9 protein-coding genes are annotated in these 12,484 nt (G+C 66.4%); 3 read left to right on the plus strand and 6 right to left on the minus strand.

From position 1 onward, the window contains the following. Window positions 1-4 precede the first annotated feature (4 nt). Window positions 5-1,261 carry an ABC transporter substrate-binding protein gene (locus tag Q0996_RS08565; protein WP_322096666.1) on the minus strand — a complete coding sequence of 419 codons (1,257 nt, stop codon included), beginning with the start codon at window positions 1,259-1,261 and terminating at the stop codon, window positions 5-7. A gap of 251 nt (window positions 1,262-1,512) precedes the next feature. On the opposite strand from Q0996_RS08565, the gene Q0996_RS08570 reads away from it, so the two are divergent. After that, window positions 1,513-2,625 (plus strand): LacI family transcriptional regulator, encoded by a 1,113-nt coding sequence (locus Q0996_RS08570; RefSeq protein WP_299617675.1) that lies wholly within the window; start codon window positions 1,513-1,515, stop codon window positions 2,623-2,625. A gap of 26 nt (window positions 2,626-2,651) precedes the next feature. Continuing rightward, on the plus strand, window positions 2,652-3,881 hold the full coding sequence (locus Q0996_RS08575; RefSeq protein ID WP_299617677.1) for a YbiU family protein: 1,230 nt from the start codon (window positions 2,652-2,654) through the stop codon (window positions 3,879-3,881). Window positions 3,882-3,992: 111 nt separating this feature from the next. Here Q0996_RS08575 and Q0996_RS08580 read toward each other — a convergent pair whose 3' ends face one another. From Q0996_RS08580 to pobA, 4 genes are all read right to left on the minus strand, one after another. After that, complete coding sequence (locus Q0996_RS08580; protein ID WP_299617679.1) at window positions 3,993-4,814, minus strand: alpha/beta hydrolase; 822 nt, start codon at window positions 4,812-4,814, stop codon at window positions 3,993-3,995. 119 nt (window positions 4,815-4,933) lie between these two features. Beyond that, window positions 4,934-6,196 (minus strand): MFS transporter, encoded by a 1,263-nt coding sequence (locus Q0996_RS08585; protein ID WP_299617681.1) that lies wholly within the window; start codon window positions 6,194-6,196, stop codon window positions 4,934-4,936. Between the two features lie 298 nt (window positions 6,197-6,494). Continuing rightward, window positions 6,495-8,702, minus strand: coding sequence for a C45 family peptidase (locus tag Q0996_RS08590; RefSeq protein ID WP_299617683.1), 2,208 nt, complete (start codon window positions 8,700-8,702; stop codon window positions 6,495-6,497). Between the two features lie 174 nt (window positions 8,703-8,876). Continuing rightward, on the minus strand, window positions 8,877-10,052 hold the full coding sequence (pobA, locus tag Q0996_RS08595; RefSeq protein ID WP_299617685.1) for a 4-hydroxybenzoate 3-monooxygenase: 1,176 nt from the start codon (window positions 10,050-10,052) through the stop codon (window positions 8,877-8,879). Between the two features lie 158 nt (window positions 10,053-10,210). On the opposite strand from pobA, the gene Q0996_RS08600 reads away from it, so the two are divergent. Then, complete coding sequence (locus Q0996_RS08600) at window positions 10,211-10,453, plus strand: YdcH family protein (protein WP_299617687.1); 243 nt, start codon at window positions 10,211-10,213, stop codon at window positions 10,451-10,453. Window positions 10,454-10,459: 6 nt separating this feature from the next. On the opposite strand, the gene Q0996_RS08605 is transcribed toward Q0996_RS08600, so the two are convergent. Further along, window positions 10,460-12,046 (minus strand): ABC transporter substrate-binding protein, encoded by a 1,587-nt coding sequence (locus Q0996_RS08605; RefSeq protein ID WP_299617689.1) that lies wholly within the window; start codon window positions 12,044-12,046, stop codon window positions 10,460-10,462. Between the last annotated feature and the right edge of the window lie 438 nt (window positions 12,047-12,484).

The raw sequence follows: 12,484 nt of genomic DNA on the forward strand, positions 1-12,484 counted from the left end.
GAGGTTACTGCGCGGCGTCCACCGCGTTGACCAGCTCTTCAGCGGCCGTCGCGGCATCGAATTCGCCGTTGAAGTGCGCGGTCACGACGTCGTAGATCGCGTTCTTCACGGATGCCGGCGCGGCATGGCCGTGGGCCATGGAGCCGAAGAGCTTGCCGGCGTCGTTGGCCGCGGCGAGCTGCTTCATGCCCTTCTTGCCGCAGGCATCGAAGTCGGCATCGGAGACGTCGGTGCGCGCCGGCACCGAGCCCTTGACGACGTTGAAGGCGGACTGGAAGGAGGGCGCCATGATGGAGGAGGCCAGCTTCACCTGCGCATCGCGCCGCTCGGTGCCGACCGAGAACATGGCGAACTGGTCGGAGTTGAAGGTCACCGTGCCGTCGGTGCCGGGGAAGCGGAAGCAGAGGAAGTCCTGATCCGGTGTCAGGCCGGCCTTGAGGAACTCGCCCTTGGCCCAGTCGCCCATGAACTGCAGCCCGGCCTTGCCCTCGATCACCATGGCCGAAGCCAGGTTCCAGTCGCGGCCGGAGAAGTTCTCGTCGACGAAGCCGCGCAGGGTTTCCATGCGCTGGAAGGCCTCGGTCATCTGCGCGCCGCCCAGGGCATCGGGATCGAGATCGATGAAGGCGGCCTTGTAGAAGTCAGGCCCGCCGACGCTCATCACCACGGCGTCGAAGATCGTCGCGTCCTGCCAGGCCTGCCCGCCATGGGCCACCGCCACATAGCCGGCATCCTGGATCTTCGTCAGGGCCGCGACCAGTTCGTCCCAAGTGTTGGGCTGGGCGATGCCGAGTTCGTCGAAGATCTTCTTGTTGGCCCAGACCCAGTTGGTCGAGTGCACGTTGACCGGCGCGGAGATCCACTTGCCGTCGTGCTTGGCGAAGCGCTGCAGGGCGGCCGGCACCACTGTGTCCCAGTTCTCCGAGGCCGCCAGCTCGTTGAGGTCCGCCAGGGCCCCCTCCTGGGCCCAGTCCTGGATGTCGAAGCCCAGCATCTGCACCGCCGTGGGCGCGTTGCCGGCGGTCACCCGGGCGCGCAGCACGGTCATCGCCTGCTCGCCGCCACCGCCGGCCACCGGCATGTCCTGCCAGCCGACGCCTTTGCTCTCGAGGTCCTCTTTCAGGACGTTCAGCGCGGCCGCCTCGCCGCCCGACGTCCACCAGTGCAGCACCTCCACCTCTTCCGCGGCCGCGGCCGGGCCGCCGGCCACAAGTGCCAGAGCCACCAGGCTAGCGGAAAGCTTCAAGCCAAAGCGGGTCATCATGTTCCTCCCAGTTCAGGTCTGTGTTCACAGTTCAACTTTCCTTATCTGTAACGTTACAGATCCGTTCGGTCAACTCCCCCTTTGAGGAAAAATAGAGAACATACATAATATACTGATATATATGAAATATTAGGAACCGAAACATCGATGAATAAAGGAATCGCCAGAATCCCCGTTGCGATCTGTAACGATACAGGTATAGTCGCGGGGTTTCCACGCGGCCCCTCGAGGCCGGGAGCAGCACCAGAATGGCACCGAAAAGCAGGGCCAGGACAGACGCCAGCAAGACCCGGGCGGCCGCGCCGCAGGGCAGCGCCTCCCTGCCGCCGGACAGCGGCAAGCGCCCGACCCTGAAGACCATCGCCGAGATCGCCAATCTGGGGGTGACCACGGTCTCCCGGGCGCTGAAGGACGGGCCGGAGATCGGCGAGGAAACCAAGAAGCGGGTGCGCCGCATCGCCCGGGATATCGGCTACCGCCCGGACCGCGCCGGGGTGCGTCTGCGCACCGGCAAGACCAACGTGATCAGCCTGGTGCTCAATCCCCATGAGGAGGTCATGGGCTACGGCACCTCCATGATCTTCGGCATCTCCCAGGCGCTGCGGGAGACCGCCTATCACCTGGTGGTGACCCCCCACTTTCTGGGCGGCGATCCCATGGAGCCGATCCGCTACATCATCGAGACCGGCTCGGCCGACGGGATCATCCTCTCGCGCACCCGGCCCCAGGACGTGCGCATCCGTTATCTCCTGGAGATGGACTTTCCCTTCGTCTCCCACGGGCGCACCGAGCTGGCGACGCCGCATCCCTACCACGACTTCGACAACTACGCCTTCGCCTTCGAGGCCGCCAAGCGCCTGACCGAGAAGGGCCGTCGGCGGCTCAGCCTCATCGCGCCGCCCGAAGGCGTCACCTACCACAATCACATGATGATGGGCTTCGAGCGGGCCGTGCACCACTTTGGCGCCGCCATTGTCCCCACCCCGGGCATCGACACCGATTCCGCGCCCGACGCCATTCGCACGGCGGTGCGCGCGCTGGTCGGGAACGGCGCGCGCCCGGACGGCTTCATCTGCAGTGGCGACGTCTCGGCGCTGGCCCTGGGCGCGGGCCTGCGCGATGCCGGGATGATGCCGGGCCAGGACTTCGATCTGGTGGCCAAGCAGACCTCCTCGGTGCTCGACCACACCACGCCCGCCATCGACACGATTTTCGAGGACCTGACCGCCACCGGCCACGCCCTGGCAAGCATCCTGGTCCGGCGCATCAACGAGGAACCCATCGACACCCTGCAAAGCATCAGAGTGCCGGAACTGCGGTTCAGAACGCAGCACCCGCCCGCAGCCGCGGCGCGGCAATGACCGGCAGCAGCCATTCGGAGGACCCCATGGACGAAACCATCCGTCACTTCATCGTCAAGGCCAAAGCCGAGCTGCGCGGCCGGCAGGACGTGGTCGCCGCCTTCGCCAAGGTGCGCGAGGGCATGCGAAGGGAGGTCGCGGCGCTCCTGGACGAGGAAGCCAGGACCGGCTCGGCGGTGCCGCAGATCGACTTCGCCGCGGTCCAGGCGGGCCGCGTGGCGTCGCAAGACCGCGACCGCATCCGCCGCCGTGGCGCGGTGGTCATCCGCGGCGTCTTCCCGCGCGCCCGGGCGGAAGCCTGGAACGCGGAGATCGGCAGCTACATCGCCGAGAACCGCTACCTGGAAAAGGCGCAGGAAAAGTCCGGGATGGACAAGTACTTCGACGGGCTCGACGCGGCGCGCCCGCAGATCTTCGGGCTCTACTGGTCGAAGCCCCAGATCATGGCCCGCCAGGCCCCGGAGATGGCCGAGACCAAGCGATTCCTCAACGGCCTCTGGGACGTGCGCGGGCCCACCGGCCAGGAGTTCGATCCCGACAACGACTTCACCTATGCCGACCGCACGCGCCGGCGCCGCCCGGGGGACAGCAAACTCGGCCTCTCGCCGCACATGGACGCCGGCTCCTACGAGCGCTGGGTCGACCCGGCCTTCCAGAAGATCTACGAAGCCGTCTTCGGCGGCGACTGGACGGCCTACGACCCCTGGAAGGCCACCTATCGCACCCAGACGCGCGAATACGCCTCGCCGGCAGTCTGCTCCATGTTCCGCTCCTTCCAGGGCTGGACCGCGCTCACCAGCCAGGGGCCTAATGACGGCACCTTGCAGCTCGTGCCGATCTCCTCGGCCATCGCCTACATGCTGCTGCGGGCCCTGCAGCCGGACGTGCCGGATGACGAGCTCTGCGGCGCCCTGCCGGGCCGCGCCCTCTGCGCCGACCCAACCTGGCACGAGGACCTGCTGGACGGCCTGGTCTCGATCCCCCGGGTGGAGCCGGGCGATACGGTCTGGTGGCACCCGGACATGATCCACGCCGTCGAGGACGTGCACAACGGCAACCACGAGTCCAACGTCATCTACATCGGCGCCTCGCCGCGCTGCCCCAAGAACGAGGCCTACGCCCGCAAGCAGGCCGCCGCCTTCCTCGCCGGCGAAAGCGCCCCGGACTTCGCCCCGGAGAACTACGAGGTCGACTTCAAGGGCCGCGCCACCCTCGACGACCTGACCGACCTCGGAAAAGCGCAGATGGCCTTGTAGGCCTTTGACTCGCAAGGGCGACTCTATCTGCAGACTGCGGCGCGCTTGACGAGATCGAAGAAGTTGGCCGCGTGGTTCTCGTACCGCGCAACGGTCCCCGCGACCCTGGGCCTAGTCGATCCGTGCCAACGCCTCTGTCATGGCCTCGCGGAAGTCGGGGCGACCAAATAGATCGTTGTGGCCCGCGCCCTTAATTGTGCGGTCCAGCACCAGAGAGGAGATCGCCCGCCGCACCGCGACGGTGCGACGCGGTGGCACGACGGTGTCACGTTCGGCGGTGATGAGGGCGGTCGGGGTAGCCAAGCCGCGCAGGGACTCGACGGTTGACATGTGATGGCGCAGCAGCCAACCCACCGGTACCCAAGGATAGTGATCGCGGGCAAGCGCCTCTAGGGAATCGAAGGGCGTCACCAAGATCAGGCCCGCAAGGGGACGCTGGGCTGCGAGCTCTGCCGCGATGCTGGCGCCGATACTGATCCCCACGGCGACGACACGCTCCGCGCCGACAGCCTCCAGCACATGGTCATAGACCACAGGCGTATCGGCGAGAAGGGCGGCGGCGCTCGGGCTGCCGCTACTGGGCTCGTATCCGCGATAGTGGAAGGTAACCACCTCGGCCTCGGGAAACAGCTGGTGAAGAAACACCGCGAGGCTGCCTGCGTTCCAAGCGTTGCCGCCGAAGCCGAGAACCACCAGCCGCTCCCTCGATCGCTCACGGGCGGGCGGCAGGTGAACGCCCCGGAGGCTCTCGCCATTGGGCGTCGCGACCTCAAGGCGGATGGTGGATGCCGGCATGGGCGGCTCGGAACCCGACACCATGTAGGTCGGGAAAAGCAGTTGGGTCTGCAGTGCGAACATCAAAGCGACGGTGGCGACGTAGGCCACGGCGAGGATGCGGGCCAGCTTGAAGAGCCACTTACCGGTATCTCGCATAATCATCTCTCCGGCGCGGCGGGATCTTGGCCCAAGCCTGAGTCCTTCCCGCCGATCCGCACCTCAGATCGGACACCAGCCATTGAAAGCCGTTGGTCTCAGACTGATCCACAAGGAACCTACTCCGCCGCTGCCATTGCCGATTCAGGCGTGGGGAGCTTTCTCGGCAGGATCGTCACAGCAGCGAGAATGACCAGGGCTGCGGCGGCAAGGATACGGAACAGGGTATCGAATCCCCAGTTGTGATACACAAAGCCGATCAAGGGCAGGGTCGCGGCCAACACGGTGAAGCTGACGACATAGCGCACACCATAGATGCGTGCCCGGTAGGGGCCTGAGGCGGTCTTGCCGATCATGAAGTCGTTGATCGGAATCTGCCCGAAGGCGCCGAGCATAAAGCCCAAGGCAACCAAAAGCGCGGGACCATCCGTGAGACCCGGCATGGCCGAGAAGAAAATCAGTTGAATGACCGCCACGGACATGAACACGCGGCGCGGCCCAAAGCGGTCGAGCATTGAGCCGACAATCAGTTGGGCGACCGAGGCCACGGCAAAGACGATGAAGGCCATGGAACCGATCATGGTCGCCATGTCACTGCTCCTTCCGGCTGCGAGACCATCGGCCCAAGCGGCCATGTCAGCGGCAAGTCCTTGAAGCCGTTCCTCGAAGATCTTCGGTAACGCGAAGGTCGTCGACTGAAAGATGATCGAGGAGACCGCCGTCGTCAGAAAGACGATCGCGGAAACACGGACCAGCAGTCGCTTGTACTCGGGCGATGGCGCAGGCGCCGCTGCGGAGGCCTCTGTCTTGGAGGCTTTTCGTTCAGCGCCAATACCTTCCCAGCGAAGCAACATATAGGCGATGCCAACGGCAATGGAGAAGAAGCCGGGCAGGATGAAAGCCATGCGCCATCCGGCATGGTCGATGAGGTAGCCGGTGATCAGGGCGGCGGCGGCGACCCCCAGGTTTCCCCAAACGCCGTTTGCGGCGATCCGCATCCCTGTATCGCGCCACTTGGTGGTGACGATGGCCAGCCCGACGGGATGATAGATGGCCGCGAACACGCCGATGGCGAAAAGCCCGATACCGATTTGCAGCGGGGTCTGCGCGAAGCCGGTGGCGGTGGAAACCAACCCGATGCCGATGAAAAAGACACACATCATCCCGTCGCGGCTCCACTTGTCGGCAAGCCAGCCCGCCGGCAGGGCGAAAGCGCCGAAGGCGAAAAACCCAGGCGTCGCATAGGCCAGCAACTCTGCGTAGGAAACGCCCCATTCCCTGTAGAGCACCAGCGCGGCCACGGTGGCGAAAATCAAGGTGAAGAGGTGATCCATGAAGTGGCCGATGTTCAGAAGCAAGAAGTACAGACGGTCGCGGTTCATGGTCTTGGTCTTCCGTCACCACCGGGCTGAGTGACCTACAGTCTACAGTTGGCAGATTTCCGCCGTCCTGCCATATTTCATCGAGATTCTGCCAAGACTGTCGAGGCGTTGGTATGGCGAAGCACTCAACACGCAGCACCGATCCAGACGACTACCAGCACCTGAAACAGGCCACCGATACCCGCTCACGGCACATCTGCGACAAGGGCGGCCGGCAGGTGGATGTCCGGACTTCTGCGGAAAGCGATCGTCCGCTATCCGTTGTTCATGAGTGCGCGCCCCAACCGCCAATCAGCCGCTATTCCACCGTCACGAAGTTGGGGCCGGGCAGGGACACGGCGCCGGCGCCCTGGTCCTTGATCTCCTCGAGGAGGTCGAGCCAGTCGTCGAGATCGAAGTGGGCGGTGCCGTCGCCGAAGTAGTCCGTTTGGAGGGCGGCGAAGAGGCTGCGTGCTTCCTCCAGCCGCGCGTCGCGCCCCTCCCAGGCCGTGTTGCCGGTGCGCAGGTCCTCGGTCGCCGAGGACAGCAGGGCGACCAGGGCCGCCTCATAGGGGTGCATCAGCGGCATCGCCTTGGGGTTGGCCACCGGCCAGTCGGCGGCGATGGCCGGGGCGTCGGTCTGCCAAGCCCAGATCGCGCGCAGCAGCCGCCAGTCGGCCTCCGCTGCCGCGTAGTTGCCGAGTTCGTGATTGAAGCGGGCGCGCATGTAGTGATAGGGCACCTCGACGATGCGGTCGTCGGCCGCCAGCTCGATGGCCGAGCCCAGCAGGTGGACCGCCCGCTCCTGGCCCGCCCGCACCTCGGCGTCGGTGAGCCGGCGGCGCAGCAGCGCGCCGTTTTCGTCGCGCGGGCGTGACACCGCCAGGCGCGCCCAGAGATAGCGCACCAGGGACTCCTCCCAGTTCTTGCGGCCGTCCTCGGCGTAGTGGGCGACGCGTTTCACCGGTTCCGGCGCGACGGGATTGAGCTCGAAGCCCTCCCAGTCCACCTGAAAGCCGGCATAGCCGCTGTGCGGGCTCGGCTGGCGGTCGCCGGTGGTCATCCAGACCTCGTCGCGGTAGAAGCGGCGCTTCGGGTCTGCCAGGACGATGCTGCCGAGCTGGCTGTAGACCTTGCGCGGCACGCGCCCGTAGGAACGCTCGGCCGCCAGGGGCGAAACCTCACCGTCGATGCCCTTGCGGATCTTCTCGAGAGCGCCGTCGTGGCTGGACGACAGCCAGTCGATGGCCCAGTCCAGGTCGATCCGCCGCTCGGGCGCGTCGGCCTTCAGGGCCGCCGTCACGGCATCGTAGCGGGCGTGGGTCTCCAGCCACTTACCGAAGCTGGGGGTGAAGTGCTGGTCGTCCTCGTCGAACAGCCGCTCGGCCATATCGGCGTGCAGGAAGTGGTTGGTCTGCGGGATCGCCTCGTTGGCGTATTTGCTCACGCGAACGCGCTCGCCGTTCACCTCGATGCGCGCAGACTGGCCGGTCTTGGCATCGGAGACGCAGATGGTCCAGGCGGCGAAGTGCCGGCTGTCCTTCACCAGGTCGACCGCCTCGTCGACGTTGGCCGCCTCGCGCAAGACCCTTTGCTGAACGAAAGGACAGATGTCGCCGGTGTCGAAGAGGAAGCCACTCTGGATCTGGGTGGTGGACATCTGGTGCAGGGCGACGGCCAGCCCCGCGTCGTTGAGGCCGCTGATGCCGCCGGGATAGATCAGCCCGGCGGTGCCGAAAGCGGCGTACTTGTGCCGGCCCTGCTGCCCCTCGGTCTCGTCGATCAAGGAAAGCACCGGCGCCTTGTTCCAGTGATAAAGATCGGCATCCAGGTTGCGGGCGTGCAGGTGGCGGCCGTCTTTGGTGAAGGCGCCGGGCACGACGAAACCGGTGCAGGCGAAGTCGATGCGGTTGTTGGGCCCGCTGAGCGCTACCAGGGCGGCGCCGAGATCCTGCTGCTTTGCCTCCTCGGTCGTCGCCTCTTGCAGGTAAGCCTTGGCCTCGTCATCGAACAGCGAGGGTATGACCAGCGGCAGAATCTTTGGCGCCCGCGCCAGCCGCACACCGGGAAGCTGGAAGATCCGCGACAGGCCGTCGATGACGTTGCCCACCTCGATGGCGATGATGGCATCGCGGACCTCCAGGTCCGTGAAGGCGGGTCCGTCGATGCCATCGCGGTAGCCCTGGGAGAGGCCGTCAACAGCCTCCCGGAACTCGCGACTGGAGTTGCGCAGAACGCGGTCGCTGTAGCAGCGGTAAAGCGCGCTGGCGACGTGGCTGAGGGTGTCGCTTTCCAGGTTCACCGCGCGGGCGATGGTCGAGATGATCTCCGGAAAGGCGCCGTCGTGAATCTCCTGCGCCAAGAGGCGGGCGTGATCGTAGGCGATGTCGGGGAAGCGGCCGCGCTGTTTGAGCACAAGGAAGGTCTGGCCCTTGAGGGTGAGCCGGCGCAGGCTGCTGTCGGCCCGGCCCGCCCCCGGCGGCAGGGTTTCCGGTGCCTTGTCCAGGCCCTCGATCACGTCGCTCATTGCCCTTCCCTTCCCCAGTTCCTGCGGCCCAAGGCCGTTGCCTTGCGGCAGCTTAGGGTCTCCCCGGCCCGCCGCTGTGAGAGAACTCACAAGGACCCGACGGGTCTCAACCTAGTCCGAAACGCCAAGCGGGGACAAAGGGCAAAGAGCGGCTCTCATCGCGGGCACTGTCTTCTAGTAGGGAAGGCCGACGTAGTTCTCGGCGAGCGCGGTGGCGGCGGCGCGCGAGGAGACGAGGTACTCCAGCTCGGCCCGCTGAATCCTGCGCCCGAAACGCCCGACCTCGGGAAAGCGGTGCATCATCGAGGTCATCCACCAGGAAAACCGCTCGGCCTTCCAGATGCGCGCCAGGGCACGGGACGAATAGGCCTCCAGCCCCGCCGAAGAGCCGTCGCAGAAGTGTTCGATCAGGGCTTCCGACAGGTAGTGCACGTCGCTGGCCGCGAGGTTGAGGCCCTTGGCGCCGGTGGGCGGCACGATGTGGGCGGCATCGCCGGCAAGAAACAGCCGCCCGAAGCGCAAGGGTTCCGTCACGAAGCTGCGCAAGGGGGCGATGGATTTTTCCAGGGCCGGGCCGGTGGTCAGCCGGGACGCCGCCTCCGGGTCCAGGCGGCGGCGAAGCTCATCCCAGAAGCGTTCGTCGCTCCAATTCTCGACACGCTCCTCCGCAGGGCATTGCAGGTAGTAGCGGCTGCGGGTCGGCGAGCGCATGGAACAGAGGGCGAAACCGTCCTCGTGGTTCACATAGATCAGTTCCTCGTTCACCGGCGGCACGTCGGCCAGCAGCCCCAGCCAGCCGAAGGGATAGACCCGCTCGAAGGTCTCCATCGCGCTTTCCGGAACCGAAGGGCGGCTGATGCCGTGGAAACCGTCGCAGCCGGCGATGAACTCGCAGTGCAGGGTGCGCTCGGCCCCGTCCCTGACGAAGCGCAGGAAAGGCCGCGGGCCGTCGAAGTCGTGCAGCGAGACCTCCTCGGCCTCGTAGTGGGTGACGGCCCCGGCGGCGGCGCGGGCGTCCATCAGATCCCGGGTGACCTCGGTCTGGCCGTAGACCGTCACCTGCTTGCCGCCGGTGAGGCCCACGAGGTCGATGCGGTGCCGCTCCCCTCCGAAACAAAGATTGACGCCGCCGTGGAGCAGTCCCTCCGCCCTGAGGCGCCGGTCGCAGCCGGCGCGGGTGATCAGCTCGACGGTCCCGGGCTCCAGAACCCCGGCGCGGATGCGCCCGAGCACATGCGCCGCCGTGTGCCGCTCCAGGATGACCGCATCGATGCCTTGGCGGAGCAGCAACTGGCCCAGCAGCAGGCCCGCCGGGCCGGCGCCGATGATGGCCACCTGCGTGCGCTCCACCCCTACCCCCTGTTCCAGCCTTCGAACGCGGCCTTGACGGCTCTCGGTCCGTCTTCCGCCGCAGCATAGGCGGCGCCTGGGCTTTGACCAAGATCAATGAGGCGTGGCCGTCCTTGGGGCCAACTCGGCATCAAGACCGCAAACCCGCAGAGGATTCTATGACCCACACCCCCCACGAGCTCGCCGACGAATTCCCCGAATCCGCCGAGGCGATCCACCGCCTGAAGATGGAATCGGCCCACTTCGCCCGCCTGGCGGATCAGTATCATACGGTCAACCGGGAGATTCACCGCATCGAGAGCGAGGTCGAGGCCGCCTCGGACATGCGCACCGAGGACCTGAAGAAGGAACGCCTGCTGCTGAAGGACGAGATCGCCGCGATGTTGCAGACGGGCTCCTAAGCGGGTTCAGTTCACCGTGACCCAGCGCAGGATGAAGAAGTTGTCGGCGCGCTGGGTGACCTCGATGTTCTGCTTCATGCCCCAGACCAGCGGCTGCACGTAAAGCGGCACGTAGGCCACTTCCTGCTGCAGACGGCCGTGGACTTCGTCCAGCATCTGCTGGCGGGCGGAGGGGTCGATCTCACGCTGGATTTTCGGCAGCAGGTCGTCGACCTGGCTGTCGGAGAAGCCGCCGAAGTTCCAGCTTCCCAGCTTCTTCTCCTTGTTCGGCGTGGCCAGCAGGAAGCGGATGGGATGTTCGGCATCGAAGGTGCCCGGCGACCAGCCGAGCATGTACATGTCGAACTGCCCGGCCCGCAGCTCCGGCCAGTACTGGCGCACCGGCATGGTGTTCAGCTTCACCGTGAGGCCGACCTTGGCCAGCATGGCGGCGACCGCCGTGCAGATGCTGGCGTCGTTGATGTAGCGATCGTTGGGGCAGGCGAGGCCGAAGCTGAAGCCGTCGGGGTAGCCGGCCGCGGCCAGCTGCGCCCTGCTCGCCGCCGGATCGAAGGCTTCGCGCGCCGCCAGCCCGGGGCTGTAGCCGCGCATCGCCGGGCTGACCAGCAGGCTCGCCGGGGCGGCGTTGCCGCGCATCACCTTCTTGATCAGGGTCTCCACGTCGATTGCCTGATAGACCGCCTTGCGCACCCGCGGGTCCTGGAAGGGATTGGCATCGCCGGTCTCGTCGGAGAACTTCAGCGCCGCCGCCTGGTGGGCGAAGCCCAGCATGATCACCCGCGCCTCGATGCCCTGCATGACCTTGACGCCGGGGGCGCCTTCCAGCCGCGGCACGTCCTGCAGCGGTACCGGGTTGATGAAGTCGACCTCGCCGGAAATGAGGGCCGCCACCGCCGTTGCCTGCTGGGTGATCGGCGTGAAGACCGCGCGGGTGACGTTGTGCTCCACCGCGCCCCACCAGCCGGCATAGGGCTCCAGCACCGTGCGCACCCCCGGGGAGCGCTCGGCCACCCGGAAGGCGCCGGTGCCGTTGGCGTTCAGGGTGGCGAAGGTCTCGGCCTGGGTCGAGGTGCGGGCGGTGCCGTTGGCCTCCGACCAGTCCTTGTCCATGATCATGAAGTTGGCGATGGAGTCCGGGAAGATCGGGTTGGGCGCCTTGGTCAGGAAGTCGACGGTGAAGCCGTCCACCATGCGGACCTCGCGCACCGGCGCGAACCAGGAGCGGACATCGGCCTCCTCGGCGCTCGCGCGCTCATAGGAAAACAGCACGTCCTCGGCGGTGAAGGCCGAACCGTCGTGAAAGGTGACGCCGCGGCGCAGGTGAAAGCGCCAGCCGTCGTCGCCCAGCGGCTCCCAGCGCTCGGCCAGCGCCCCTTCGATCTTCATGTCCCGGCCCCGGCGCACCAGCCCTTCGTAGACGTTGTTCAAGAACCCGAGAACCGGGGCTGAGTTGACGGCATGGGGATCGAGGGTCTGCGGATCGGTGGTGGAGGCCCAGCGGAACTCCTTGGCCCCGAGCGGGGCGCCCTGCCAGGGCGCCAGAAGAAGCGCGAGTGCGGCCGCCGCCGCTAGTCTGGTGGCTCTTGGATACATCACTCCGTCTCCTTTCGGCTCCCTTCGGCGCTTGGCCCCCCGGCACATGCCCAGGGCGAAAGTCTAAGCCCGGGCCTCCCGCCGGTTCAACCACCTGGCAGATCGGGACAGACCCGGGGCCGCGGCCGTGTTTCAGCGGGTGAAACAGAAGAAATCATTCTCCGGCTTCGGCGAAACGAACCGGACATGACGGCCCCCTATCTCGTCTGTCTTGGCGCTGCCGCCTCGCCAGTGAAGGTCCCGCGCCAATCCGATTTCTTCAAAGGAGCTTGTCATGTTTAGCCCGCATTCCTCACCCCCTCCACGGTCTGCGTCGTGTTCAGGCGTCCGCACCGCCAGGAGCGGTCCGAAAAGCGTAGCGGGGACTACGGTTGAGGGGCGCGACGTAGCGGACGGGCGCCTGTGCGCGACCCTTCGGGCGGTCTGGTGCCGCCGGCA

It is taken from the genome of Pelagibius sp., from assembly GCF_028289705.1.
Lineage (GTDB): Bacteria > Pseudomonadota > Alphaproteobacteria > Kiloniellales > Kiloniellaceae > Pelagibius.